Below are 25,433 nucleotides of genomic sequence, written 5' to 3' on the forward strand. Positions count from 1 at the left end.
CGCGGTACGGCTCACCGATCCCGTACGAGTCACCGATCACGCCCCCGCCCATCCCCCGCTGCGCCAAGTGCCGCACCCTCCGTGGGCGAAATGTCCGGCTGTCTGTCAAGGTCGCAGGGGCGGAGTGGCGAAAGGAACGCGATGGCCGGGTCACAGGAGACGTCCGATGTGCACGACCTCCGGTCGGCGCTGGCGCGGCTGCGCGAGCATCCCGGGCACCTGCTCGAGACGGACCACCCGGTGGACCCGATCGCCGAACTCGCGGGTGTGTACAAGCGGGTGGGTGCGGGCGGCACGGTCGAGCGGCCCACCAGGACCGGGCCCGCCATGATCTTCAACAACGTCGAGGGCTTCGAGGACGCCCGGGTCCTCGTGGGCCTGATGGCCGACCGCGACCGCGTCGGGCTGCTGCTGGAAGCCTCGCCCCGCGAGCTGACGCAGCGGATGGCGCGGGCGGTGAAGGACGCCATCAGCCCGGTGGAGGTCGGCCCGGCGAAGGCGCTGTGCCAGCAGGTCGTGCACCGGGCCGACGACCCCGGCTTCGACCTGCGCAAGCTGCTGCCCGCCCCGACCAACACGGAGCAGGACGCGGGCCCGTACTTCTGTCTCGGGCTGGTGCTCTCCAGCGACCCCGAGGGCAAGAAGGGCACGGACGTCACCATTCACCGGCTGTGCGTGCAGAACAAGGACGAGCTGACCATCTTCTTCGCCCCCGGCCGGCACATCGACGCCTTCCGCAAGATCGCCGAGGGGCAGGGCAAGCCGCTCGCGGTGTCGGTCAACATGGGCCTGGACCCGGCCATCCACATCGGCGCCTGCTTCGAGGCCCCGACCACCCCGTACGGCTACGACGAGCTGGCCATCGCCGGCGGTCTGCGCGGCCGGCCGGTCGAGCTCGTCGACTGCGTGACGCAGCCCGAGAAGAGCATCGCCGCCGCCGAGGTCGTCATCGAGGGCGAGATCCTGCCGGACGTACGGGCCGCCGAGGACCAGAACACCCACACAGGGCACGCGATGCCGGAGTTCCCCGGCTACAACGGGCCCGCCAACCCGGCCCTGCCGGTGCTGAAGGTCACCGCGGTCACCACCCGCACCGATCCCATCCTCCAGACCCTGGTCGGTCCTGGTGAGGAGCACGTCAGCCTGGCCGGGATCCCCACCGAGGCCAGCATCTACAACGCCTGCGAGGCGGCGATGCCCGGCTTCGTCACCGAGGTGTTCGCCCACCGGTCCGGCGGCGGCAAGTTCCTGGCGATCATGAAGGTACGGAAGACGAACGCCTTCGACGACGGGCGGGTCCGGCAGGCCGCCCTGGTGGCGTTCGGCGTCTACTCGGAGCTGAAGAACGTCATCATGGTCGACGAGGACGTGGACGTCTTCGACACCGACGACGTGCTCTGGGCCATGCAGACCCGGATGCAGGGCAACCGCGACGTCATCGCGATCCCCGGCGTCTCCGGCCACGTCCTGGACCCCTCGCAGACGCCCGGCTACGACCCCACGCTCCCGGCCAAGGGCACCACGTCGAAGACGATCTACGACGCCACCGCCCCGTACCACCTGCGGGACGAGTTCGAGCGCGCCCACTTCCACGAGGTCGACCCGCATCCCTACGCCCCGGATCTCTTCCCCGAGCCGGACGGAGGGCAGGGCGGAGGACCGGACGGTGACGGCGACGGGCGGACGGACTCCGGCCGGGACTCCTCCCAGACCCGCGTCAAGCGCAGCCACCACGACTGACCCAGCCCCGGGCGACCCCAAGGAGAACAGCATGTCCGAACAGCGTCGGGTGATCCTCGCGGTGACCGGGGCCGGCGGTACCCGGCTGGCCGGCCGGGTGCTGCGCGCGCTGGCGGACGACGACCGCGTCGGCCACGTCGACCTGCTCGTCTCCGCCAACGGCCGCCGTCTGCTCGCCCACGAACAGGGCGGCGACCCGGCGGACGACCCGCAGCGGCTGCTCCTCGGCGAGCCGTCGCCCAAGGTGCACGCGCTCCACCCGGAGAAGGACTTCGCCACGTCACCGGCGTCCGGCAGCTACCGCACCTGGGGCATGGTCGTGCTGCCCTGCGCCATGGGCGTGATGAGCCGTATCGCCCAGGGGCAGTCCGACACCCTGGTCGAACGGGCCGCCGACGTGTGCCTCAAGGAGCGCCGCCCGCTCGTGCTCTGCGTCCGCGAGACCCCGTTCAACCTGATCCATCTGCGCAACATGACGCAGGTCACCGAGGCGGGCGCCGTCGTCTACCCGATGATCCCGACCTACTACAACGTGCCGCGCACCGTCGAGGAGATGGACGAGGAGTTCGCCGCCCGGGTGCTCGGCTTCACCGGGCTCGACCGCGGCGACCACTACGAGTGGCAGGACGGCGGCACCCCCGCCTATCAGGAGCGCGCGCACGGGGCACCGGCCGCCCCGTGAGCGGCGCGCGGCCCGGCCCGCACGTCCGGCGCCCCCACGGGGTGACCTCCGTGGGCGCGCCGGGCCGTGCGGGCCGAGAGGGCGTCAGTCCGTGCCGAACTCCATCGCCGCGCGGTCGAGGAGCTCGTCGTCGCCGGAAACCTTGCCGCGGGAGGCGATGGCCTCGGCGCCACCCTCGGGCAGGGTGCCGATCAGCCCGGTCGCGGCGGCCTGGGCGGCGCCGATGGCGGGGTTGGCGGTGCCGATCAGGCCGAGGCCCGCGTACTGCTCCAGCTTGGCGCGGGAGTCGGCGATGTCGAGGTTGCGCATGGTGAGCTGGCCGATCCGGTCCACCGGGCCGAACGCCGAGTCCTCGGTGCGCTCCATGGAGAGCTTGTCCGGGTGGTAGCTGAACGCCGGGCCCTGGGTGTCGAGGATCGAGTAGTCCTCGCCGCGCCGCAGCCGCAGGGTGACCTCACCGGTGACCGCCGCGCCGACCCAGCGCTGGAGCGACTCGCGGATCATCAGGGCCTGCGGGTCCAGCCAGCGGCCCTCGTACATCAGCCGGCCCAGGCGCCGTCCCTCGTTGTGGTACTGGGCGAGGGTGTCCTCGTTGTGGATCGCGTTGACCAGCCGCTCGTACGCCGCGAAGAGCAGGGCCATGCCGGGCGCCTCGTAGATGCCGCGGCTCTTGGCCTCGATGATGCGGTTCTCGATCTGGTCGGACATGCCCATGCCGTGGCGGCCGCCGATGGCGTTGGCCTCCATCACCAGGTCGACGGGGGAGGCGAACTCCTTGCCGTTGACCGTGACCGGGCGGCCCTGGTCGAAGCCGATCGTCACGTCCTCGGCGGGGATCTCGACCTCGGGGTCCCAGAACCGCACGCCCATGATCGGCTCGACCGTCTCCACACCGGTGTCCAGGTGCTCCAGGGTCTTCGCCTCGTGGGTGGCGCCCCAGATGTTGGCGTCGGTGGAGTACGCCTTCTCGGTGCTGTCGCGGTAGGGGAGGTCGTGGGCGACCAGCCACTCCGACATCTCCTTGCGGCCGCCCAGCTCGGTCACGAAGTCCGCGTCGAGCCAGGGCTTGTAGATCCGCAGGTTCGGGTTGGCCAGCAGGCCGTAGCGGTAGAACCGCTCGATGTCGTTGCCCTTGAAGGTCGAGCCGTCGCCCCAGATCTGGACGTCGTCCTCGAGCATCGCCCGGACCAGCAGGGTGCCGGTGACCGCGCGGCCCAGCGGCGTGGTGTTGAAGTAGGCACGCCCGCCCGAGCGGATGTGGAACGCCCCGCAGGTGAGCGCGGCCAGGCCCTCCTCGACCAGCGCGGCGCGGCAGTCGACGAGCCGCGCGACCTCGGCGCCGTAGGTCTTCGCGCGGCCGGGCACCGAGGCGATGTCGGGCTCGTCGTACTGGCCGATGTCGGCGGTGTAGGTGCAGGGGACGGCGCCCCGGTCGCGCATCCACGCGACCGCTACGGAGGTGTCGAGCCCGCCCGAGAAGGCGATACCGACGCGCTGGCCGACGGGGAGGGAGGTGAGGACCTTAGACATAGGAAGAGTATGCATCCGAACGCATGCTCATGCAAAGGCCGATGTCGATCCGCGGAGGAGCCCGGTGCCGCTCCGTGGAGGGAGGGGGTGTGAGGGGGTTGCCGGACGAGCTCTTCCGATATATCGTTGAGGTATCGCGACCGATCAACGATGGAATGGAGTGATTGCGATGCGTTCCGACGAACGAGAATTCGGCTACGGACACGAGCACCAGCACGGACGCGGACGCCACGGCGGACCCGGCCCCCGGGGCCGCGGCGGCTTCGAGGGGCGGCGCGGAGCCTTCGGGCCCTTCGGTCCCGGCGGTCCCGGCTTCGGCGGACCGGGCTTCGGCCCCGGTCCCTGGGGTGGCAGGGGCGGCCGGGGCGGACCGCGCGGCAGGGCGCGGCGCGGCGACGTACGCGCCTCGATCCTGGCCCTGCTCAAGGACCGGCCCATGCACGGCTACGAGATGATCCGGGAGATCACCGAGCGCAGCGGCGGGGCGTGGAAGCCCAGCCCCGGCTCGGTCTACCCCACCCTCCAGCTCCTGGAGGACGAGGGTCTGATCGCCAGCGAGAACGAGGGCGGCAAGAAGCTGTTCTCGCTCACCGAGTCCGGCCGTGCCGCGGCCGACGAGGGTCCGGACGCGCCCTGGGAAGAGGCCGGGCGCGGGGTCGACTGGGAGGCGCTGAGCGAGATCCGGCAGGCCGGCTTCGGTCTGATGGAGGCGTTCGGCCAGGTCTGGAAGACCGGCAGCAAGGAGCAGCGCGACAAGGCGCTGACGGTCATCAACGACGCCCGGAAGAAGCTGTACCTGATCCTCGCCGACGAGGACTGACGGCCCGCGGTGGTACGTGACCGGCGGCGGCCGGACGGACCGGTGCGCCGGCTCCGGAGCCCGGCGCCGCGACCGCTGCCCGTACCCGCCCCCGCCCGTACCCGTCCGAGTCCGAAGGCGCCCCTGGAGGTCTGATGTTCCCGCGGGGCGCCTTCTCCGTGTTCATGGCGCTTTCGGGCGGCCGTCCCTGGCTGGTTCAGGTGACCAGGCCGGCCAGTCTGCGCAGTGACTCCTCCAGTGCGGCCGTCGCCGAGTCCCTGAGCCTGCCCGCCATCAGCGAGACGGCGGCGCCGGTGAACTCGCCGTCGATGCGCACCGTCGTCGCCTCCCCGTCAGGGGTCAGCGTGTAGCGGGTGGATACGTTCACGGCCATCGGACCCTGCCCGCGGACGGCCAGCCGGCGGGCGGTCTCCAGCTCCTCCACGGTCCAGTCGACCTCGGCCGGGAACCCCATCAGCCGCAGGTTCTCCCGGAACGTGCCGCCCGCATCGAGGGCCTTGGGCTCGCCGTCCGGGAAGCCGGTGTGCGTGGCGTTCCACTCCCGCCACGAGGAGAAGTCCGTCAGCCGGGCCCAGACCTTCTCGGCGGGCGCCTGGATGTGTGCCTCCGCGCTGACTTCGGCCATGCGATCACCCCTCGCGTCGGGCGCTGCGCGGACGCAGCTGCGGTGTCGCGGAACGTAGCCGCAGGGCCCTCAATGTTCAATACTGATGAACCGTCAGCGAGGCTGCCGGTGTCCCGGAGGAAGGCTGCCGGTGTCCCGGAGGAAGGCCGCCGGTGTCCCGGAGGAAGGCCGCCGGTGTCCCGGAGGCGGGCGGAGGTAGGCAAGGCGGCGCGCGCCGGGCGGTGGAATACGGCGGAAAGTCATCCGCAGGGAGGAGGCGCCACGCCCCTGTGCCCACCTTGTGTGGGACCCCTAAATGCTTCCCGCCGGGGATGTCCCGTTCCGCCGTGACTGATGGGGTGGGAACCGTGCCATACGGTCTTACCCCGCAACCGGCCGCCGGACAGGGGCCCCACCGCCAGGACCCCGACGCCGGGCTCAGCGCCGAGCTCGTCACCGTGGTCGCCGCCGCGCGCAGACGGGCGCTGCGGGACGGGGATCGGCAGATCGACACCGCCCACCTGCTGCACACGCTCCTGGAGTCCGACCCGGAGGTGCGTGCGGTCTTCGACGGCGGCCCGCGGCTCGCCCGGCTGCTCGGCTACCTGGTGCAGCGCAGCATCGGTTACGGGCTGCGCTGGCAGAGCGGTGTGGAGGACTCCGGCGCCGTGCCGGTGGTGACCGCGCCGGACGCGGAGGGCTGGTCGCCGGTGGCGGCGGGCGCCCTGGACGGCGCGCGGGCGCGGGCCCGGCGGCGCGGTGACGCACCGGCCCGCGGGGTCGATCTGCTCGCCGCGATGGTGGCGGAGCCCGAGTCGCGGGCCGTCGAGGTCCTCGCGCGCGCGGGCGTCGATCCGCACGCGTTGCTGCGGCGGATCGACGCGGCGTGCGACCTGTGACGCCGGTCGCGCAGAACCTGTGACGTCAGCCGTGTACGGCCTGTGGAACCAGCCGCGTGCGGCCCGTGAGGCCGGTCGTGTGCGGCCTGTGAGCCAGCCGCGTGCGTACGGCCTGTGACGCCAGGTGGCCCGGTCCACCGGGTGGGACAGGTGTCATTGGGGGTGACGGTCATGACCATGGCTGGCATCATGTGCCGGTGCACACGTCTGGGAGCAGTCACGGTCAGCAGCGCAGGAGCCTCGGTCTCGTCCTGGCCCTCGTATCGGCGGTCGCCTTCGGCGGGTCGGGCGTCGCGGCGAAACCGCTGATCGAGGCCGGACTCGCCCCCCTGCACGTGGTCTGGCTGCGGGTCGCGGGCGCCGCCCTCGTGATGCTGCCGCTGGCCGTGCGCCACCGCGCCCTGCCGCGCCGGCGCCCCGCGCTGCTCGTCGGCTACGGGCTGCTGGCCGTGGCCGGAGTGCAGGCCTGCTACTTCGCCGCGCTCTCCCGGATCCCCGTGGGTGTCGCGCTGCTCGTCGAGTACCTCGCGCCCGCGCTGGTCCTCGGCTGGGTCAGGTTCGTCCAGCGGCGGCCCGTGACGCGGGCCGCGGCCGTCGGCGTCGTCCTCGCGGTCGGCGGGCTCGCCTGCGTGGTCGAGGTGTGGTCGGGGCTCCGCTTCGACCTGCTCGGCCTGCTGCTCGCGCTGGCCGCCGCCTGCTGCCAGGTCGGCTACTTCGTCCTGTCCGACCAGGGGAGCGCCGCCGGTGACGACGCCCCCGACCCGCTCGGCGTCATCGCGTACGGCCTGCTCGTCGGGGCCGCGGTGCTGACCCTCGTCGCGCGGCCCTGGTCCATGGACTGGTCGGTGCTCGGCGGCAGCGCGGACCTGAACGGCACCCCCGTCGCCGCCGCGCTGCTGCTCGGCTGGATCGTGCTTGTCGCCACCGTCGTCGCGTACGTCACCGGCGTGGTGTCCGTGCGCCGGCTGTCGCCCCAGGTGGCCGGGGTGGTGGCCTGCCTGGAGGCGGTCATCGCGACCGTCCTCGCCTGGATCCTGCTGGGCGAGCACCTCTCGGCGCCGCAGCTCGTCGGCGGCGGAGTGGTGCTGGCCGGCGCGTTCATCGCGCAGTCGTCCGCGCCCGCGAAGTCCCCGGACGGGCCGGTCGCCGGCGGTCCGGGCAGCGGCGAACGGGAGTTGTCCGCCCGGGGCACCGCCGCCTAGAGTGTCGATCATGCATTCGGACGCTCTCGTTCTTCCGCCTCCGGCCGCCTGAGGCGGGCCCCGATCCCTGCTGCCCGGCGTGTACGCCGGGCCGGTCGGCGCTGCCCGCGGAAGTCGTCCGAGGACCGATCCCCACGCTCGCGCGTTCGCGCGCACCGGCCGCCGCGCCGTGTGCGCCGCCGGACGTGCCCGTGCCGACGCGGTCCTTCCACAGCTTCTGCGTATCCGCGGAGAGAAATCGTGTCGAACGCTGTATCCGGCCTGCCCGTCGGGCGGGGCCTGTTCTGTCTGATCGTCGCCGGCGCCGCCTGGGGCACCGCCGGCGCCGCCGCCTCACTGGTCTACCGGGCCAGTGACATGGGGCCCGTCGCCCTGTCCTTCTGGCGCTGCGCGGGCGGCCTCGTCCTGCTGCTCGCCGCTCACCGGCTGCGCCCCAGGCGCCCGGCCGCCGTCCGGGAACCGCGCGCCCACAAGGTGCTGCGGATCGGCGTGACGGGGGTGGGTCTGGCCGTCTTCCAGACCGCCTACTTCGCCGCCGTCGAGGCGACCGGTCTGGCCGTGGCCACCGTGGTCACGCTCGGCGCCGGTCCCGTACTGATCGCGCTCGGCGCCCGGCTGACCCTGGGGGAGCGGCTGGGGCGCGGTGGGGTGGTCGCCGTGACCGGGGCGCTCGCCGGTCTCGCGGTCCTGGTCCTGGGCGGCGGGGGAGCGACCGTACGTCCCTGGGGCGTCGTTCTCGCGCTCGTGTCCGCGGCCGGATACTCGGCGATGACCCTGTGCACGCGCTGGGCCGGCCGCTCCGGCACGGTCGACGCGTCGAGCACGACGGTGTGGGCGTTCGCCGTCACGACCGGGTGCCTGCTGCCCCTGGCGCTGGCCGAGGGGCTGGTCCCGCACGCGGACCGGCCCGCGCACACCCTCGTCCTGCTGGCGTACATCGCCGCGATCCCCACGGCGCTCGCCTACGCCCTGTACTTCGCGGGCGCGGCCGCGGTCCGCTCGGCCACGGTCTCCGTGATCATGCTGCTCGAACCGGTCAGCGCCGCGGTGCTCGCCGTCGTGCTGCTCGGTGAGCACCTGACGGCCGCGACCTGCCTCGGCACGCTGCTGATGCTGGGATCGGTCGGGGGTCTCGCGGTGGCGGAGGCACGGGCCGCCGGGGCCGCCGCGCGGCCGGTGCGGGAGGCGCCGGCGCTCGTCTGAGACGGGCGCGCCGAAAAAAGGGGAGGGGCGGCGGGTGCGGGGTCTCGGCCCGCGCCCGCCGTACGCCTCAGCCCTGAGCCGTCGTCGGCGCTGTCCTCGTAGCCGTCACCGCCGTCGCCAGATAGTCCGGCAGGCCGATGCCGGAGGCCAGGTCGTCCGCCGGAACCGGGACGCCGTACCCCTTCGCCAGGGGAAGCACACCGGTCCAGTGGGGCAGCGTGAGGTCCTCGGGCTCGTCGTTCGGGCCGCCGGTGCGCAGCTTCGCGGAGACCTCGTCGAGGTCGAGGCGGAGCACGGCGGTCGCGGCCAGCTCCTTGTCGCTGGCCGGGCGCGAGTCCCGGGAACGGCCCGGTACGACGTGGTCGACCAGCGCGTCGAGGGCCGTCCGCTTCTCCTCGGTGCCGGTCACCTGCCGGGCGGTGCCGTGGACCACCACGGAGCGGTAGTTGATCGAGTGGTGGAAGGCGGACCGGGCCAGGACCAGGCCGTCGACGTGGGTCACGGTCAGGCAGACGGGCAGCCCGGGGTCGCTCTGCCCGGCCGTCCGCAGCGGACGCGAGCCGGTCGAGCCGTGCACGTAAAGACGCTGTCCCACGCGCGCGTAGAGGGTGGGCAGGACGACGGGGGCGCCGTCGCGGACGAAGCCGAGATGGCAGACGTACCCCTCGTCGAGTATCGCGTGCACCGTCTCGTGGTCGTACGCGGCCCGGTCGCGGGAGCGGGTCGGGACGGTGCGGTCGGTCGGGGTGTAGGCGGTGGCGTGGTCGGCGGCAGAGGTGGAGGCAGCGGCAGGGGCGGCGGTCCGCGGTGTTCCTGGCTGCGTGCTCGTCTCCGGCATTGCGCTCTCCATTGCACTAGTGCATAATCAACTTTGTGCTAGGAGAGTATCGGATCGCCGGTCGTCGCGCAGCCGAGATCGCCGCGAGCGTGGAGCACGCCGTGGGCTCCGGAGAGCTGGCGCCGGGCCAATTGCTGCCCCCGATGCGGGAGTTGGCGCTCGACCTCGGGGTGAACGCGAACACGGTGGCGGCGGCCTACCGCACCCTGCGCGAGCGCGGGGTGATCGAGACCGCCGGACGCCGCGGCAGCCGCGTCCGCGCCAAACCCGCCACCACGGGGCGGGAGTACCTCGGCGTCCGGGTGCCGCCCGGCGTGCGCAACGTGGCGGACGGCAACCCCGACCCGGCCCTGCTCCCCGGCCTCGCCGAGGTGTTCGCCGCGGCGGCCGAGCAGGCGGACCGCCACCCCGTGCTCTACGGGGACGACGCGGTGGACCCCGAACTGGCGCGGCTCGCGCGGGCCGGCCTGGACGCCGACGGGGTGCCGGACGGGCCGGTCGTCGTCACCTCGGGATCGCTCGACGCCATCGAGCGCGTCCTGGCCGTCCACCTCAAGCCCGGGGACGCCGTCGCCGTCGAGGACCCCGGCTGGGGCAGCCTCCTCGACCTGGTGCCCGCGCTCGGGCTGCGCACCGTCCCGGTGGGCGTCGACGACGAGGGCCCGCTGCCCGACGACGTACGCAAGGCGCTGGCCGGCGGGGCGCGCGCCCTGGTCGTCACGGACCGGGCGCAGAACCCGACCGGTGCCGCGGTGACCGCTCCACGCGCGCGTGCCCTGCGTTCCGTGCTGCGCGAGCACCCCGGGACGCTGCTCATCGAGGACGACCACGGTCACCGCATCGTCGACCTGCCGCTGCATCCGCTGGCCGGGGTGACCCGGCACTGGGCGCTGGTGCGGTCCACCGCCAAGGCGTACGGCCCCGACCTGCGGCTGGCCGTGCTGACCGGGGACGAGGTCACGGCCGACCGGGTGCGTGGGCGGCAGCGGCTCGGACCCGGCTGGGTGAGCCTGCTGTTCCAGCGGGCGGTGGCCCGGCTGTGGGCCGGCGGCGCGGTGGACGCGCGGGCCGTCGCGCGGGCGTACGGCGGGCGCAGACAGGCGCTGATCGACGCCCTCGCCGAGCGGGGCGTCGTGGCGCACGGCCGCAGCGGCATGAACGTGTGGGTGCCGGTGCCGGACGAGACGGGAGCGGTCGCCCGGCTGCTGCACGCCGGGTGGGCGGTCGCGCCCGGGGCCCGCTTCCGGATGAGCGCGCCGCCCGGCATCCGTATCACCGTCTCCACCTTCACCCCGGACGACATCGAGCCGATGGCGGAGGCCGTCGCCTCCGCCATCGGCACCGCGGCCGACCGGCGTTACGTGTAGGGCGGCGGTCGCGTCAGCGCCGCGGCCGGGCCCGGGTCAGCGCCGCGCCCGCGAGGACCACGACCGCGCCGACCGGCGTCGACCAGGTCAGCGACTCGCCCAGGACGGCGACCCCGGCGGCGGTGGCGATGACCGGGATGAAGTACGTGACCATCTGGGCCGTCGTCGGACCGACCTCGACGACCAGGCCGTACTGGAGGAGCACGGCGAAGCCGGTGCCCAAGGCGCCCAGCGCCACCACCGCGAGCAGCGGGACGACCGGGAAGCGGGTCGGCAGGGCTGTGAAGAGCGGGGTGACGAAAGCGAGTTGCACCGTGGCCAGCAGGAGCTGGGCGCCGGTCAGGGAGAGGTTCGAGTGGCCGGTCCCGGCCAGGGTGCGGCGGACGTAGATCCAGCCGACGGGGTAGCTGAGCGAGGCCGCGAGCGCCATCGCGGTGCCCGTGGCGTCCAGACCGCTGAAGCCCTGCCAGGCGCCGAGTACCGTGAGCACCCCGAGGAAACCGATGCCCAGGCCCGCGACCCTGACCCGGGACGGCCGGTCCTCGGAGAGGGCGACCAGGGACAGCGCCATGCCCCACAGGGGCGAGGTCGCGTTGCAGATGCCCGCCAGCGTGGACGCAATGGTCAGCTCCGAATAGGCGAAGAGCGAGAACGGCAACGCGTTGAGCAGGAACGCGGCGACCGTGAGATGACCCCAGACGCGTGCCCCGCGCGGCAGCCGCTCCCGCTTCACCGCCATCGCGGCGGCGAGCACCAGGGTGCCGAACAGCAGCCGTCCGAACGTCACCTGGAAGGGCGCGTAGCTCTCCGTGCCGACCTTGATGAGCAGGAAGCTGAAGCCCCAGATCAGCGAGAGGACGCCGAAGCGGACGCGCCAGTCGAGGGCGGGCCGCCGCCGCGCGACCGGGCCGGCGGAGGGGGCGGGAGCGGAAGCCGAAGTGACGGGGGTGGTCGAAGGGACGGAGGCGGTGGGCGCGCCGGTCACGGTGGTCATGTACGTAACGATGCGGCCGAACGATCTCGTAGCACAAGCGAGACTTTCGCAGCGATACCTCGTAGCATCGCTTACATGTTGAATCTGGAGCGCCTGCGCACCCTCGACGCCCTGGCCCGGCACGGCTCGGTGAGCGGAGCCGCCGGGGGACTGCACGTCACCACGTCCGCGGTCTCCCAGCAGATGGCCAAGCTGGAGCGCGAGGTCGGGCAGCAACTGCTGGCCAAGAACGGCCGCGGGGTGCGTCTCACCGACGCCGGGCGGCTGCTCGCCGACCACGCCGCGCGCATCCTGTCCCAGGTCGAGCTGGCCCAGTCCGATCTGGAGGCGCAGCGCGGCCAGGTGGTGGGCGAGCTGCGCCTGTCGGCGTTCCCGACCGCCGCGCGCGGACTGTTCCCCGCCGCGCTCGCCGCGCTGCGCGCCGGCCACCCCGGACTGCGCGTGCACTCCAGCGAACTGGAGCCGGAGGCGGCGGTGGCCGGGGTGCTGCGCGGCGATCTCGATCTGGCCGTGGTGCTCGACTGGTACAACAAGCCGATGCCGCTGCCCGACGGACTGGTCAAGGCCGCCGTCCTGGACGACCCGGCCGACGTGGCGATGCCCGCCGGGCACCCGCTGGCGGGCCGTGCGGAGGTGGACCTCGCCGAGTTCGCCGACGACGAGTGGATCACCTGGGGCGTCGGCGAGTTCTGCCACGAGTGGCTGCTGTTCACGCTGCGGTCCATGGGCGTGGAGCCGCGCATCGGGCACCGGGCCGCCGAGACCCACACCCAGCTCGCGCTGGTCGCCGCCGGTCTCGGCGTGTGCGTCGCGCCCCTGCTCGGCCGCCATCCGATGCCCGCGGGCGTCGTCACGGTTCCCGTGAAGCAGCGGGTGCGGCGGCACGTCTTCGTGGTCTGGCGGGCGGACGCCGACCGCCGCCCGTCGATCCGGGCGGCGGTCGAGGCCCTGCGCACGGCGGGACGCGCCGTGTCCCAGGCGTCCTAGCGGCGATCGACGGTACGGGTCACAGCGACGCGAGCTTGCGGAAGTCCCAGGACGCGACCGCCTGAGGGGTCATCCGGAGCCACGCGTGCCTGCCGTCGTGCGGCAGCTCGTCCACGCCGAAGTTCTTGCGGGCGAACTCCCGCTCCACGGCGTCGAGTTCGGGGCACGGCTCGCCCGTGCGCGGCGATTCGCCGACGAACTCGACGGTGCCGGTCAGCTCGGCGCCGCGCAGCTCCCCGTACTCCTCGCCCGCGTCGACCACGACGGCGACGCGGGGGTCGCGGCGCAGATCGGCCCAGCGTCTGCTGCGCGTGAGCGAGTACAGCCACAGCGAGGTGCCGTCCCACAGGAACCACAGGGGACTGGCGTGCGGGGCCCCGTCCGCCGAGACCGTGGCGACCCGGCAGGTGCGCCGGCTGGTCAGGAACTCGTCGAGTTCACCGGGTGTCATCATGATCCTGCGGCCCCGGCGCTGAGTGACGGCCATGCGCTCCCCTTGTCTCTGACGCTGCGTCAGGAAAGCATGGGCCGTCCCGCGCCCGTGCGCAACGGCCGACCAGGAGGAGCCATGCCCTCGTACGACGAGCTCCGCACGCTGCTCGAACCGGCGGCCACCGTACTGCTCACCGTCGAGTGCCAGCAGGGCGTGGTCGGCCCGGACAGCGCCCTGCCCGAACTCGCCAGGGAGGCGCGCTCGTCGGGGGCGCTCACGAACATCGCCCGGCTCGTCGCCGCCGCGCACGGCAGCGGCGTCCAGGTCATCCACGCGATCGCCGAACGCCGGCCCGACGGGCGCGGCGCCAACCGCAACGCCCGCCTGTTCCGCGCGGCCGAACGGCTGCCCGTGCGCCAGCTCACCGGCACCACCGCGGTACGGGTGGCCCCGCCCATCGAGGTCGCCGACGAGGACATCGTCGTACGGCGGCTGCACGGCCTCTCGCCGCTCGCGGGCACCGACGTCGACCCGCTGCTGCGCAACCTGGGCTGCCGCACGCTGGTCGTCACCGGGGTCTCCGCCAACGTGGCCGTCCCCAACGCCGTGTTCGACGCCGTGAACCGCGGCTACGAGGTGGTGGTCCCGGCGGACGCCATCGCGGGGGTGCCCTCCGACTACACCCCCGCGATGATCCGCAACACGCTCGCCCTGGTCGCCACCGTCGCGAGCACGGACGACGTGCTGGCGTGCCTGAAAGGGCCGCGGCGCGCCTGAGGGCGGCGGGGGAGTCCGCTCAGGCCAGGACGATGGAGTCCCCGTCCACCGAGATCTTCCGCTCGGCCAGCGGCTTGGTGGCGGGCCCCTTCTTGACGCTGCCGTCCTCGGCGGAGAACTGGCTGCCGTGGCACGGACAGTTGATCACTCCGTCGGAGATGCCCTTGACCGCGCAGCCCGCGTGCGTGCACTTCGACGAGAACGCCTTGAACGTGCCCGCCGTCGGCTGGGTCACCACCACCCCCTGGTCGGCGAAGACCGCGCCGCCGCCCTCGGGGATGTCGGCGGTCTTCGCCAGCGCCGTGCCGCCCCCGGCCACGTTGTCGCCCCCGCCGGAGCCGCCGTCGCCGTCCTGGCTGCTGCTCCCGGCGACGTCCGGCGGGGTACCGGTGGAGTCCGACGCCTTGTCGTCCGAACCGCACGCGGCCAGCGCGACGGCGAGGCCGGCCGCCCCGGCCGCCGCGACGACGGCACGGCGGGCCGGCCCCGGCACGGCGGACGGACGGGACTCGATCGCTTCGCTCGATGCGCTGGTCATGCTGGCGTTCCCTTCACCGGACGTGACTGATCCGCCCAGGGGTACGGTCCGGCGGCCCGCACCGTTCAGCCGGGCGGCGTTCCGGCCCGGCCACCGGCCCCCGCGCCACCCCAGTAGCCTGGGGCGATGCTCAAGGAAGTCACCGCGACCCGCTACATCACGCCCCTGCGTGAGGGCGGCTCGCTGCCGGGACTCGTCGAGGCCGACGATCTGGGGACGTACGTCATGAAGTTCAGCGGCGCGGGCCAGGGGCGCAAGACGCTCGTCGCGGAGGTCGTCTGCGGTGAACTGGCGCGCAGGCTGGGCCTCAGGGTGCCGGGCCTGGTGACGATCGGCCTCGACCCGGTGCTCGGGCTCGGCGAACCCGACCCCGAGGTGCAGGAACTGCTCAAGTCCAGCGGCGGCCCGAACCTCGGGATGGACTTCCTCTCCGGAGCCCTCGGCTTCGACCCGCTCGCCTTCGGCGTGAGCCCCGCGGAGGCGGGCCGGATCGTCTGGTTCGACGCCCTGGTGAACAACGTCGACCGGTCCTGGCGCAACCCCAACCTGCTGATGTGGCGCGGCGAACTGTGGCTCATCGACCACGGCGCCACCATGATCTGGCACCACAACTGGCCCGGCGTACGGGCATCGGCGGGCCGGCCCTACGACGCCTCGGACCACGCGCTCGCCCCGTTCCGCCCGGACGTCGCCGCCGCGGCGGCCGAGCTGGCACCGCTGGTCACCGAGGACCTGCTGGCCGAGGTCACGGCGCGGATCCCCGAGGCCTGGCTGACCGGCGAGCCCGGCTTCGACTCGGCCGACGCGCTGCGCCGCGCCTACGCGGAGCCCCTGCTGGCCCGCGCCGCCGTCATCCACGAACGCATCGAGGTCACACAGTGAGCGGTACCGGAGTGAGCGAGCGGGACGTCTTTGAGTACGCGCTGCTGCGCGTGGTGCCCCGCGTCGAACGCGGCGAGTGCTTCAACGCGGGCGTGCTGGTGTACTGCCGCGCCCAGTCCTTCGTCGCGGCCCGCACGCATCTGGACGAGCAGAAGCTACGGGCGCTCGACCCGGCCGCCGACGCGGACGCCGTACGGGCCGCGCTGCGCGCCGTCGAGGGTGTCTGCACCGGCGGGGCGGCGGCGGGCCAGGCGGCCGGGGACGACGCCGGGCGGCGGTTCCGCTGGCTGATCGCACCGCGCTCCACGGTCGTCCAGCCGGGCCCCGTGCACACCGGGCTCACCGCGGATCCGCGGGCCGAGGCGGAGCGGCTGCTCGACCTGCTGGTCAGGTAATCGATCACACCCGCCCGGTGCGCCGTTGACACCGAGTGCCAGGGCTTCTAGCGTCACGTCCACCAAGGGTACTAAGCGGTCGCTCACCGGATGGGCGTACCGTGTGAGCCGCACACGCGTTCCGCAGGCGCTTCCCAAGGCGCCTCTCAGGGCGTTTTCCTAGGCGTTTCTCAAGGGCGAGGAGATCGAGCAATGTCCACCACTGAGCAGCGGGTAGCCGTGGTCACCGGAGCCGCGCGCGGTATCGGCGCGGCGACCGCCGTACGACTGGCCGCCGAGGGCCGCGCCGTCGCCGTGCTCGACCTCGACGAGGCCGCGTGCAAGGACACCGTCGAGAAGATCACCGCCGCCGGCGGCCGGGCCCTCGCGGTCGGCTGCGACGTCTCCGACGAGGCGCAGGTCGAGGCCGCGGTCGCGCGCGTCGCCGAGGAGCTCGGTGCCCCGACGATCCTGGTGAACAACGCCGGTGTGCTCCGCGACAACCTGCTCTTCAAGATGAGCGCGTCCGACTGGGACACGGTCATGAACGTGCACCTGCGCGGCGCCTTCCTGATGTCGAAGGCCTGCCAGAAGCACATGGTCGACGCCAAGTTCGGCCGGATCGTCAACCTGTCCTCGTCCTCCGCGCTCGGCAACCGCGGCCAGGTGAACTACTCCGCCGCCAAGGCCGGTCTCCAGGGCTTCACCAAGACCCTCGCCATCGAGCTCGGCAAGTTCGGCGTGACCGCCAACGCCGTGGCGCCCGGCTTCATCGTCACCGACATGACCGCAGCCACCGCCGAGCGCGTCGGCATGGGCTTCGAGGAGTTCCAGGCCGCGGCCGCCACCCAGATCCCCGTGCAGCGCGTCGGCAGGCCGGACGACATCGCCAACGCGATCGCCTTCTTCACGGGCGAGGCCGCCGGCTTTGTCTCCGGCCAGGTCATGTACGTGGCCGGCGGACCGCTCAACTGAAGGCCGCCGGACCCGGAGAACTGGAGAACACGGACATGACCACCTCATCCGCAGCGGAGCTCCCCGAGCTCTCCGGCAAGGTCGCCCTCGTCACGGGCGCCAGCCGCGGCATCGGCTACGGCGTCGCGGAGGCGCTGGTCGCCCGCGGCGACCGCGTGTGCATCACGGGCCGCAACGAGGACGCCCTCAAGGAGGCCGTCGACCGGCTCGGCTCCGACCGGGTCATCGGCGTCGCGGGCAAGGCCCACGACGAGGCCCACCAGGCCGTCGCCGTCGAGCGCACCATGGAGGCCTTCGGCCGCGTCGACTTCCTGGTCAACAATGCCGGTACGAACCCGGTGTTCGGGCCGATCGCCGACCTGGACCTGAACGTGGCCCGCAAGGTCTTCGAGACCAACGTCGTCTCCGCCCTCGGCTTCGCCCAGCTCACCTGGAAGGCGTGGCAGAGCGAGCACGGCGGCGCGATCGTCAACATCGCCTCCGTCGCGGGCCTCGCCCCCTCGCCGTTCATCGGCGCGTACGGCATCAGCAAGGCCGCCATGATCAACCTGACGGTACAGCTCGCGCACGAGTTCTCGCCCAGGGTCCGGGTCAACGCCATTGCGCCCGCGGTCGTCAAGACCAAGTTCGCGCAGGCGCTGTACGAGGGCCGGGAGGCCGAGGCGGCCGCCGCCTACCCGCTCGGCAGGCTCGGCGTGCCCTCCGACATCGGGGGCGCCGCCGCCTTCCTCACCTCCGCGCAGTCGGACTGGGTCACCGGCCAGACGCTCGTCATCGACGGCGGCATCTTCCTCAACGCCGGCGTCGCCTGAGCGGTCTGACCTGCACGTGGACGCGGGCTCCTGTTACCCAGGGAAACGGGAGCCCGCGGGGCGCCCGGCCGGATGACAGCAGAATGACAACGTAGTCACAAACGCGCTGATCAAGTGCCCTGTCGAGAACCCCCGTTCGACCGCCGGACACTGCGGTATGGTCTGCCGACCCTTGGTACGGCGGATCGAGGAGCGTGCGCGTGTTCAAGCCGAACGTCAGGCCGCGCAGACCGGTACTGATCGCGTCCACATCCCTGCTGACCGGATGCCTGCTGACCGGATGCCTGCTGGCCGGCTGCGGGGTCTTCTCGCCGGACGAGGACGACGACGCGGGACCGATCGTCGTGGGCACCACCAGCGCCCCGAGCACGCTGGACCCGGCCGCCTCCTGGGACGGGTCCTGGGAGCTGTTCCGCAACATCTACCAGACCCTGCTCGGCTACCCCTCCGGGGCCACCACGCCGCAGCCGGACGCCGCCCAGAGCTGCGGCTTCACCGACTCCGCCAACCAGACCTACCGCTGCCTGCTGCGCCCGGACATGAAGTTCTCCGACGGCGACCCGCTCGACGCGAACGCCGTCAAACACTCCATCGACCGCATCAGGGCCATCAACGTCTCCGGCGGCCCCGCGGGCCTGCTGGGCAGCCTGAACCGGGTCCAGGTGCTCGGCGAGCGCGAGATCGTCTTCCACCTCGACGAGCCGGACGCCACCTTCCCGTTCGTCCTCGCCACACCCGCCCTGTCGATCGTCGACCCCGACGACTACCCCGCCGACGCGCTCCGCGAGGACGGCAAGGCCGTCGGCTCCGGCCCCTACACCCTCGCGTCGTACGAGGAGGGCGAGCGGGCCGAGCTCGTCGGGAACAAGCGCTACGAGGGCTTCGCCGAGCGCAAGAACGACGCGGTCACCATCCGCTACTTCCCCGACTCGCCCAAGATGGTCGACGCCCTGCGGGACAAGAAGATCGACGTCACCTTCCGGGGGCTCGCGTCCTCCGACATCGTCGCCCTCCAGGGGGACGAGTCCGAGGAGGAGCTCCAGCTCGTCGAGGGCGCGGGCACCGAGATCAGCTACCTGGTCTTCAACCCCAAGGACCCGTGGGCCCGCAAGGCCGCGGTGCGCCGGGCGATCGCCCAGCTCATCGACCGTCCGGCCATCGCGCACAAGGTCTACAAGGACACCGTGGACCCGCTGTACTCGATGGTCCCCAAGGGACTGGCCGGGCACACCACGGCCTTCTTCGACGACTTCGGGGACCCCAGCGTCTCCAAGGCCCGCGCCATCCTCTCCGAGGCCGGCATCACCAAGCGAGTCCCGCTCACCCTCTGGTACACCACCGACCGCTACGGCTCCGAGACCACCCCCGAGTTCCAGGAGATCAGGGACCAGCTCAACGACTCGAAGCTCTTCGACGTCACCATAAAGGGCCGCCCCTGGAAGACGTACGAAGCGGGCTACCGCAACGGCGAGTACCCGGTCTTCGGGCGCGGCTGGTTCCCCGACTTCCCCGACGCGGACAACTTCATCGCGCCCTTCGTCGGCACGCAGAACGCGCTCGGCACGCCCTATCCGGTGCCCGAGATAACCGGCGAGCTGCTGCCGCGGTCCCGGCGCGAGAGCGACCGGGGAGCCGTGGAAGAGGAGTTCGAACAGGCCCAGCAGATCCTCGTCGACGACGCGCGCCTGCTGCCCCTGTGGCAGGGCAAGCAGTACGTGGCGGCGAGCGAGGACATCTCGGGCGGCGAGGTCGCCCTCGACCCGTCGACGATCATGACCATGTGGGAGCTGTACCGGAAGACGAGCTGGTGACGTGCGCGGCCGGGCCCGGCGGGCGTCCGTCCGGCCGGGGCCGGGACCGGGAGCCGATTGTCAGTGGTCGCCTGTAGGTTCTGGAGTGCGGGTCCGAGACCCGGAAGTGACCGCACATCGGAGGAAGTTGACGTGACCGACACCGCCATGCTGCCCGAGTCCTGGCGCGGCGTCCTGGGCGACGAGCTGCAGCAGCCCTATTTCAAGGAGCTCACCGAGTTCGTCGAGGAGGAGCGCGCCAAGGGTCCCGTCCACCCTCCGCGCGAGGAGGTCTTCGCCGCCCTGGACGCGACGCCGTACGAGAGCGTGAAGGTGCTCGTCCTCGGCCAGGACCCGTACCACGGCGAGGGCCAGGGCCACGGCCTGTGCTTCTCCGTCCGCCCCGGCGTCCGCACCCCGCCCTCCCTGCGCAACATCTACAAGGAGATGCAGGCGGAGCTGGGCACCCCGATCCCGGACAACGGCTATCTGATGCCGTGGGCCCAGCAGGGAGTGCTGCTGCTCAACGCGGTGCTGACGGTGCGCGGCGGCGAGGCGAACTCGCACAAGGGCAAGGGCTGGGAGAAGTTCACCGACGCGGTGATCCGCGCGGTGGCCGACCGCCCCGACCCGGCGGTCTTCGTCCTGTGGGGGAACTACGCGCAGAAGAAGCTCCCGCTCATCGACACCGACCGGCACATCGTGGTGAAGGGCGCGCACCCGTCGCCGCTGTCCGCGAAGAAGTTCTTCGGCTCCCGCCCCTTCACGCAGATCAACGAGGCGATCGCCCAGCAGGGACACGAGCCGATCGACTGGCGGATCCCGGACCTGGGCTGACGGACCTCGCCGCCGCTCGCCGCCTCCGTCTCCCGATCCGGGCCGTACGGAGCCGCCTGACCGCGATTGTCAGTGCCTGCGGTTAGCGTCGGTGGCGACAGGCGGGCACCCTGGCCGGACTTGGAGGACGCGGTGGCGGAGCAGCAGGAGCAGGCGGCGCCGGACGCCATGATGACCCGGATCGGCCAGGTCGTCATGTTGCATCACGGCGGTGACCGCGAGGAGGCCCGGGACCGCTTCCTGGACCTCTGGGCGGAGATCGGCGAGGACGGCGACCCGCTCCACCGCTGCACGCTGGCGCACTACATGGCCGACACCCAGGACGACCCGGCGGACGAACTGGCCTGGGACCTGCGGGCGTTGTCGGCGGCCGAGGAGCTGACGGACGGACGGGTCTCCGCGCACCACGCCTCGCTCGCGGTGCGCGGCTTCTATCCCTCGCTGCACCTCAATCTGGCCGCCGACCAGCTCAAGCTGGGCCGCCCCGAGGCGGCGCGCAGCCACTTGCGGCTGGCCCGGGACGCGTCCGACGCCCTGGAGGACGACGCCTACGGGGACGGCGTCCGGGCGGCCATCGACCGTCTGGAGCTGAGACTGGAGGAGGACGGCTCGGCGGGTGGGGGACCGTCGGGCGCAGAGCCGCTGGGCGGGGGACCTGCGGGTGGGGAGCGGCCGGGCGGGGAGCCGCCGGGGCCGCCGCGGCAGCGGCCGTAGGGGGCGGGGCGGGGGCGTCGCGTGAGGGGCGCTGCACTCGGGGGCGCCGAGTGGGCTGACGGCCGTCCCGCTGTTCGCCTCACCGGTCGCCCCGTCGGCCATCTCGCCGCTCGTTCCGTCGGACATCCCGTCGGCAGTAGCGCCGCTCGTTCCGCCGTGTCACCGGCCGTTCCGCCGTGTCACCGGCCGTAGGCGTTCTCGCAGATGACGGCCTCCGGGCTGTCCGCCTTCCAGCCGCCGTACTTCCTCCCCAGCGCGCAGACGTCCGGGTTCCGCCCCGGCTCACGGGCCGTCGGCGGAAGGGAGACAGGGGGCGGGTGCTGGTGCCCGTTCCGGTCCCGGTGCGGTCGCGGAGCCGGCGGTTCGGGCCGGGGCTCCGGCGGCGGTGGCGGGACAGCGGAGACCGGCCGGGCCGTCCGGCGCGGCACGGCGGTCTCCGGCGAGGGCTTCGGGGAGGGCCCGGTACGCTCCAGCGCCTCCCGGGCCGGCGGCTGCACGGCGGGCGACCAGGTCCGGCCGTCGGGACGCGGCGCCGGCGGCCGGTACGGCGCGGGCGCCGGGCCCGGGGCGGGCGCCCGCTGGACGGTCGTACAGCCGCCGAGAGCCGTGACCGCCACCGTGACCAGGAGCGCTGCGGTGGTCGTAGTCCGATGCACCCGCGCCACTCTGCTGGTTCCCGCCCCCGCGCGGGACCGGACGGCGGGCCGATGCCCCACACGGGTGACGCGGGTCCGGCGGGCTGATCGGTCCCCTGGGCTCGGCGGCCCTACTCGCCGGTGGTGCCGTCGATGCACTGCCTGATCAGGTCGGCGTGGCCGTTGTGGCGCGCGTACTCCTCGATCATGTGGGTGTATATCCAGCGCAGGCTGATGGGGCGGGTGGTGAGCCGGCTCGTCCCCAGGTGGGTGTCGTCCAGGGCGAAACGGGCCGCGTTGTGCCGGGCGGCGTCGATCTCGGCCTGCCAGGCGGCGTGCGCCTCGGCCCAGGTGTCGGAGGCGCTGAGGCGGAACTCCCCGTCGGGGTCCTCGTCGCTGAAGTAGAGCGGCCCGACGTCGTCGCCCGTCAGCACCTTGCGGAACCAGATGCGTTCCACCTCCGCCATGTGCCGTACGAGGCCGAGGAGCGTGAGGTCGGACGGCGCGACGGCGGCGGTTCTGAGCCGGTCGTCGTCGAGGCCCTCGCACTTCATCGCGAGGGTCGTGCGGTGGTAGTCGAGCCAGCCCTCCAGCATGCTGCGCTCGTCGGTGTCGGTGGCGGGTGTGGTGCGCTCGATCGTCATGCTCGGCATCCTGACCGAACGGACCGCGCCCGGCAGGTCATTTCCCGGCCCGGCGGACGGCACCGGGTTCGCTCCGGACGGCACCGGATTCGCGCCGGTCGGCGGCGCCGCCGAGCATTCCGTTCAGCAACTCCCGACAGCTCAGGCGCAGTTCGTCGGCGGTCGGCACGGACGCGTGGCAGGAACCCGTAACGCAGGAATACATCAGCCCGTCGCACCAGGCCACGAGCGACAGCACGTGCCGGCCGGATCCGCCGACCCCGACGCGGTGACCAGGGCCGTGAGCGGATCACGCAAGCGCGCGCCGGCCGCGTCGAAGAACGTCCGCGGTTCCGGGCGCCGCGTCGCCTCCAGGGCCAGTTCGCAGCGGGCGACTGCGACCTCGCCGCGTACTCGGCAGGGCGCGGGCCCCGTTCCGCCGTCGTCGTCCGCAGGTCCGTCCGGGCCGCCCGCCTCGCCCTGGTGCGCCACCCCGTCGGCGTCGCCGTGCGCGACACCGTGATCGCCGCCCTGTCCGTGACCGCGCCCGGCCTGTTCCTGCGCGGCCTCGACGGCATCGCCGACCGGCGGCCGGCCGGGCGGCCGTATGCTTCCCGCGTACCCGCCCCCTGACCCGCACGCACGGCACACGGGGCCGCCCGGGCCCGCGTGCGCGGTCCACGTACACATGAGGAGAACCCTGGTGAAGGTCGGCTGCATCGGACTCGGCGACATCGCGCGCAAGGCGTATCTGCCGGTGCTGGCGACGCAGCCGGGGATCGAGCTGCACCTGATGACCCGCAACCCCGGCACGCTGGCGCGGCTCGGGGAGAGTCTTCGTCTCCCGGCGGCGCAGTGCCACACCGATCTGTCGGAGCTGCTGGCACAGGACCTCGACGCGGCGTTCGTGCACGCGGCCACCGTCGCCCACCCCGAGATCGTCACCCGGCTCCTGGAAGCGGGCATACCGACGTACGTCGACAAGCCGCTCGCCTACGAGTACGCCGACTCCGAGCGGCTGGTGCGGCTCGCCGAGGGGCGTGACATCAGCCTCGCCGTCGGCTTCAACCGGCGCTTCGCGCCCGGTTACGCCCAGTGCCTGGAGCACCCGCGCGAGCTGATCCTGATGCAGAAGAACCGGGTGGGGCTGCCCGAGCTGCCGCGGACCATGGTCCTCGACGACTTCATCCACGTCGTCGACACCCTGCGCTTCCTGGTGCCGGGGCCGGTCGACGACGTCTCGGTGCGGGCCCGTGCCCAGGACGGACTGCTGCACCACGTCGTGCTCCAGCTCGCCGGTGACGGCTTTACGGCGCTCGGCGTGATGAACCGGCTGAGCGGTTCCGCCGAGGAGATCCTCGAGATCTCCGGGCAGGACACCAAGCGCCAGGTGCTCAACCTCGCCGAGGTGATCGACCACAAGGGCCAGCCGACCGTGCGGCGCCGCGGGGACTGGGTGCCGGTGGCCCGGCAGCGCGGCATCGAGCAGGCGGTGCTCGCCTTCCTCGACGCCGTGCGCACGGGAAAGGTGCTCAGCGCCCGGGACGCGCTGGAGACTCACGAGCTGTGCGAGCGCGTGGTACGCGCGGTGACGGAACCGTCCGCCTGACCCGCAGCGCCCGTACGCCCCCGGTGGCGCCGTACGCGGCCAGGATCAGCAGCGCGGCGTGCACCGGCCAGTCGCCGAACCGCACGTAGGGCGTGACGCCCGTGGCCAGCGGCACGTCGTAGACGGCGGTGGCGCTCGCGTCCGTGCCGAGCCAGGAGCCGATGCGCTCGCCCCCGGGACCGTAGACCGCGGAGACGCCGGTGAGCGTCGCGTGCACCATCGGGCGGCCGGTCTCGGCGGCCCGCAGCGCGGCCAGCGAGGCGTGCTGCTCGGGCGCCCAGCTGTGCTGGAACGTCGACGTCGACGACTGCGCGAGCAGCAACTGGGCGCCGTCCGCCGCCAGCCGGCGGCTCATGTCGGGGAACGCGGACTCGAAGCAGACCATGGGCCCGACGCGCGGCCCGTCCCCCACGCGCATGATCACCTGTTTGCTGCCGCGCCTGCGGTCCTCGCCCGCCGCCCTGCCGACGGAGGTGACCCAGCCGAGCAGCGAACGCGCCGGGATGTACTCGCCGAACGGCACGAGCCGCATCTTGTCGTAGCGGTCGCCCGTGGGACCCTGCGGGCCGACGAGCACGGAACTCTTGTATATGCCGGGCCGGTCGGAGCGGCGGGCGTCCACGTTCACCAGGATGTCGGTGCCCGTGAGCCGGGACAGCGCGGCGATCCGGTCCGCCAGGTCGGGCCGGTCGGAGAGGTCGAAGCCGACGCTGCTCTCGCCCCAGACGATCAGATCGAGATCCTGTTCCTGGTCCGCCAGCCGCCGGGTCAGGGCCTCCTCGCGGGCGAACCGCTTCTCGCCGCTGTCCGTGCCGTCGACGATCCCGGGCTGCACGACGGCGATCCGCACCGCCTCGCCTGACTCCTGCGGACGCGGTGCCCATGTCCAGGCCGCCGAGGTCGCCGCGGCCGTGGCCAGCAGACCCGCCACGGCCGGCACCCGCGAGGCGCGCACCGCCACGAGCACGGCGACGGCCGTGTTGAGCGCCACCACCAGATAGCTGAGCAGCCAGACCCCGCCCACCGAGGCCAGCCGCAGCGCGGGCGCCACCTGCCACTGGCTCGACCCGAGCAGCCCCCAGGGACCGCCGAGACCCTGCCAGGACCGGACGAGTTCGACCGTCAGCCAGCCCGAGGGGAGCACCACCAGTGCGGCGGCGACCCGGCCCGGCGCGGGCGCACCGCCCAGGAAACGGCGTACGAGCATCCCCCAGGGCGCCCACAGCGCACCCAGCAGCGCCGCTATGAGGACCGTGAACACATGCAGGCTCGGCAGCAGCCAGTGGTGCACGGCCAGCATGAAACCGAGCCCTCCGAGCCAGCCGTCGTACGCCGCGCGCCGGCCCGTCGGCGCCGAGCGGATCAGCAGGATCCACGGGACCAGGGCGACGTAGGCGAACCACCACAGGGAGAGCCCCGGGAACGTCACCATGGGCAGCGCCCCGGCCAGGACCGCCGCGCCGCCGCGCCACCACCGAGAGCCGAGCCAGTCGCCGGCCAACCGCATACGGCGTCTCCCTCCCTGCTGCGTGCCCCCTTCAGTGTGCGCGCCCTTCGTGATCTCAAAC

At 73.0% G+C, this 25,433-nt stretch carries 27 protein-coding genes and 1 pseudogene; 18 read left to right on the top strand and 10 right to left on the bottom strand.

The window, feature by feature from the left end; all coding sequences use genetic code 11:
• The first annotated feature begins 141 nt into the window (after positions 1-141).
• Both ACFV6E_RS00100 and ACFV6E_RS00105 read left to right on the top strand, forming a co-directional pair.
• Positions 142-1,740 carry a UbiD family decarboxylase gene (locus ACFV6E_RS00100; protein ID WP_385458492.1) on the top strand — a complete coding sequence of 533 codons (1,599 nt, stop codon included), beginning with the start codon at positions 142-144 and terminating at the stop codon, positions 1,738-1,740.
• A 31-nt stretch (positions 1,741-1,771) separates the two neighbouring features.
• Entirely contained in the window at positions 1,772-2,422 is a 651-nt protein-coding gene (locus ACFV6E_RS00105; protein ID WP_385166144.1) for a UbiX family flavin prenyltransferase, read from the top strand.
• An 84-nt stretch (positions 2,423-2,506) separates the two neighbouring features.
• Here ACFV6E_RS00105 and argG read toward each other — a convergent pair whose 3' ends face one another.
• Positions 2,507-3,952: an argininosuccinate synthase gene (gene argG / locus ACFV6E_RS00110; RefSeq protein ID WP_385166142.1), complete on the bottom strand. Its 1,446-nt coding sequence runs from the start codon at positions 3,950-3,952 to the stop codon at positions 2,507-2,509.
• Positions 3,953-4,121: 169 nt separating this feature from the next.
• Here argG and ACFV6E_RS00115 point away from each other — a divergent pair, with 169 nt between their 5' ends.
• The gene (locus ACFV6E_RS00115) at positions 4,122-4,772 is read left to right on the top strand and encodes a PadR family transcriptional regulator (protein ID WP_385166140.1); all 651 of its coding nucleotides are present in this window, start codon (positions 4,122-4,124) and stop codon (positions 4,770-4,772) included.
• A 196-nt stretch (positions 4,773-4,968) separates the two neighbouring features.
• Here the strand turns inward: ACFV6E_RS00115 and ACFV6E_RS00120 are convergent, their stop codons facing one another.
• Positions 4,969-5,397, bottom strand: a complete 429-nt coding sequence (locus ACFV6E_RS00120) for an SRPBCC family protein (RefSeq protein WP_385458494.1) — start codon at positions 5,395-5,397, stop codon at positions 4,969-4,971.
• Positions 5,398-5,708: 311 nt separating this feature from the next.
• On the opposite strand from ACFV6E_RS00120, the gene ACFV6E_RS00125 reads away from it, so the two are divergent.
• The 3 genes from ACFV6E_RS00125 (at position 5,709) to ACFV6E_RS00135 (ending at position 8,680) form a co-directional block, all read left to right on the top strand.
• Complete coding sequence (locus ACFV6E_RS00125) at positions 5,709-6,275, top strand: Clp protease N-terminal domain-containing protein (RefSeq protein WP_385458496.1); 567 nt, start codon at positions 5,709-5,711, stop codon at positions 6,273-6,275.
• Positions 6,276-6,466: 191 nt separating this feature from the next.
• Positions 6,467-7,477: a DMT family transporter gene (locus ACFV6E_RS00130; RefSeq protein ID WP_385458498.1), complete on the top strand. Its 1,011-nt coding sequence runs from the start codon at positions 6,467-6,469 to the stop codon at positions 7,475-7,477.
• 240 nt (positions 7,478-7,717) lie between these two features.
• Positions 7,718-8,680 carry a DMT family transporter gene (locus tag ACFV6E_RS00135; RefSeq protein ID WP_385458500.1) on the top strand — a complete coding sequence of 321 codons (963 nt, stop codon included), beginning with the start codon at positions 7,718-7,720 and terminating at the stop codon, positions 8,678-8,680.
• A gap of 67 nt (positions 8,681-8,747) precedes the next feature.
• On the opposite strand, the gene ACFV6E_RS00140 is transcribed toward ACFV6E_RS00135, so the two are convergent.
• The gene (locus tag ACFV6E_RS00140; RefSeq protein WP_385458502.1) at positions 8,748-9,518 is read right to left on the bottom strand and encodes a pyridoxamine 5'-phosphate oxidase family protein; all 771 of its coding nucleotides are present in this window, start codon (positions 9,516-9,518) and stop codon (positions 8,748-8,750) included.
• Between the two features lie 35 nt (positions 9,519-9,553).
• On the opposite strand from ACFV6E_RS00140, the gene ACFV6E_RS00145 reads away from it, so the two are divergent.
• Positions 9,554-10,885, top strand: a complete 1,332-nt coding sequence (locus ACFV6E_RS00145) for an aminotransferase class I/II-fold pyridoxal phosphate-dependent enzyme (RefSeq protein ID WP_385458504.1) — start codon at positions 9,554-9,556, stop codon at positions 10,883-10,885.
• Positions 10,886-10,898: 13 nt separating this feature from the next.
• On the opposite strand, the gene ACFV6E_RS00150 is transcribed toward ACFV6E_RS00145, so the two are convergent.
• Positions 10,899-11,879 carry a DMT family transporter gene (locus tag ACFV6E_RS00150; RefSeq protein ID WP_385166127.1) on the bottom strand — a complete coding sequence of 327 codons (981 nt, stop codon included), beginning with the start codon at positions 11,877-11,879 and terminating at the stop codon, positions 10,899-10,901.
• 75 nt (positions 11,880-11,954) lie between these two features.
• Here ACFV6E_RS00150 and ACFV6E_RS00155 point away from each other — a divergent pair, with 75 nt between their 5' ends.
• The gene (locus tag ACFV6E_RS00155) at positions 11,955-12,866 is read left to right on the top strand and encodes a LysR family transcriptional regulator (RefSeq protein WP_385458506.1); all 912 of its coding nucleotides are present in this window, start codon (positions 11,955-11,957) and stop codon (positions 12,864-12,866) included.
• 19 nt (positions 12,867-12,885) lie between these two features.
• Here ACFV6E_RS00155 and ACFV6E_RS00160 read toward each other — a convergent pair whose 3' ends face one another.
• Complete coding sequence (locus tag ACFV6E_RS00160; protein ID WP_385458508.1) at positions 12,886-13,353, bottom strand: pyridoxamine 5'-phosphate oxidase family protein; 468 nt, start codon at positions 13,351-13,353, stop codon at positions 12,886-12,888.
• A gap of 81 nt (positions 13,354-13,434) precedes the next feature.
• Here ACFV6E_RS00160 and ACFV6E_RS00165 point away from each other — a divergent pair, with 81 nt between their 5' ends.
• Positions 13,435-14,076, top strand: coding sequence for a cysteine hydrolase (locus ACFV6E_RS00165; RefSeq protein WP_385458510.1), 642 nt, complete (start codon positions 13,435-13,437; stop codon positions 14,074-14,076).
• 19 nt (positions 14,077-14,095) lie between these two features.
• On the opposite strand, the gene ACFV6E_RS00170 is transcribed toward ACFV6E_RS00165, so the two are convergent.
• A complete protein-coding gene (locus ACFV6E_RS00170; RefSeq protein WP_385166121.1) occupies positions 14,096-14,614 on the bottom strand; it encodes a Rieske (2Fe-2S) protein in 519 nt (172 codons plus the stop codon).
• 126 nt (positions 14,615-14,740) lie between these two features.
• Here ACFV6E_RS00170 and ACFV6E_RS00175 point away from each other — a divergent pair, with 126 nt between their 5' ends.
• The 7 genes from ACFV6E_RS00175 (at position 14,741) to ACFV6E_RS00205 (ending at position 20,998) form a co-directional block, all read left to right on the top strand.
• A complete protein-coding gene (locus ACFV6E_RS00175) occupies positions 14,741-15,496 on the top strand; it encodes a HipA family kinase (RefSeq protein WP_385166119.1) in 756 nt (251 codons plus the stop codon).
• Positions 15,497-15,507: 11 nt separating this feature from the next.
• On the top strand, positions 15,508-15,891 hold the full coding sequence (locus ACFV6E_RS00180) for a DUF3037 domain-containing protein (RefSeq protein ID WP_385166156.1): 384 nt from the start codon (positions 15,508-15,510) through the stop codon (positions 15,889-15,891).
• Between the two features lie 192 nt (positions 15,892-16,083).
• Complete coding sequence (gene fabG, locus ACFV6E_RS00185; protein ID WP_385166118.1) at positions 16,084-16,845, top strand: 3-oxoacyl-ACP reductase FabG; 762 nt, start codon at positions 16,084-16,086, stop codon at positions 16,843-16,845.
• A 35-nt stretch (positions 16,846-16,880) separates the two neighbouring features.
• On the top strand, positions 16,881-17,657 hold the full coding sequence (locus ACFV6E_RS00190; RefSeq protein ID WP_385166117.1) for an SDR family oxidoreductase: 777 nt from the start codon (positions 16,881-16,883) through the stop codon (positions 17,655-17,657).
• A gap of 194 nt (positions 17,658-17,851) precedes the next feature.
• Complete coding sequence (locus ACFV6E_RS00195) at positions 17,852-19,468, top strand: ABC transporter substrate-binding protein (protein WP_385458512.1); 1,617 nt, start codon at positions 17,852-17,854, stop codon at positions 19,466-19,468.
• Positions 19,469-19,600: 132 nt separating this feature from the next.
• Entirely contained in the window at positions 19,601-20,284 is a 684-nt protein-coding gene (locus ACFV6E_RS00200) for a uracil-DNA glycosylase (protein WP_385166113.1), read from the top strand.
• A 132-nt stretch (positions 20,285-20,416) separates the two neighbouring features.
• The gene (locus tag ACFV6E_RS00205) at positions 20,417-20,998 is read left to right on the top strand and encodes a hypothetical protein (protein ID WP_385458514.1); all 582 of its coding nucleotides are present in this window, start codon (positions 20,417-20,419) and stop codon (positions 20,996-20,998) included.
• A 179-nt stretch (positions 20,999-21,177) separates the two neighbouring features.
• On the opposite strand, the gene ACFV6E_RS00210 is transcribed toward ACFV6E_RS00205, so the two are convergent.
• The 3 genes and pseudogenes from ACFV6E_RS00210 to ACFV6E_RS00220 all read right to left on the bottom strand — a co-directional run.
• Entirely contained in the window at positions 21,178-21,654 is a 477-nt protein-coding gene (locus ACFV6E_RS00210; protein WP_385166111.1) for a hypothetical protein, read from the bottom strand.
• A 110-nt stretch (positions 21,655-21,764) separates the two neighbouring features.
• Positions 21,765-22,277 (bottom strand): DinB family protein, encoded by a 513-nt coding sequence (locus tag ACFV6E_RS00215; RefSeq protein WP_385166109.1) that lies wholly within the window; start codon positions 22,275-22,277, stop codon positions 21,765-21,767.
• A 37-nt stretch (positions 22,278-22,314) separates the two neighbouring features.
• Positions 22,315-22,658: pseudogene (locus ACFV6E_RS00220) on the bottom strand (hypothetical protein); the annotation flags it as partial.
• Between the two features lie 81 nt (positions 22,659-22,739).
• Between ACFV6E_RS00220 and ACFV6E_RS00225 the strand changes: the two are divergent.
• Complete coding sequence (locus tag ACFV6E_RS00225) at positions 22,740-22,889, top strand: hypothetical protein (RefSeq protein ID WP_385166108.1); 150 nt, start codon at positions 22,740-22,742, stop codon at positions 22,887-22,889.
• Positions 22,890-22,959: 70 nt separating this feature from the next.
• Positions 22,960-23,865: a Gfo/Idh/MocA family protein gene (locus tag ACFV6E_RS00230; RefSeq protein WP_385166106.1), complete on the top strand. Its 906-nt coding sequence runs from the start codon at positions 22,960-22,962 to the stop codon at positions 23,863-23,865.
• On the opposite strand, the gene lnt is transcribed toward ACFV6E_RS00230, so the two are convergent.
• Positions 23,789-25,372 carry an apolipoprotein N-acyltransferase gene (gene lnt / locus ACFV6E_RS00235; RefSeq protein WP_385166104.1) on the bottom strand — a complete coding sequence of 528 codons (1,584 nt, stop codon included), beginning with the start codon at positions 25,370-25,372 and terminating at the stop codon, positions 23,789-23,791. The genes ACFV6E_RS00230 and lnt overlap by 77 nt on opposite strands.
• Between the last annotated feature and the right edge of the window lie 61 nt (positions 25,373-25,433).

Origin of the sequence: Streptomyces sp. NPDC059785, assembly GCF_042732375.1 — a bacterium.
Lineage (GTDB): Bacteria > Actinomycetota > Actinomycetes > Streptomycetales > Streptomycetaceae > Streptomyces.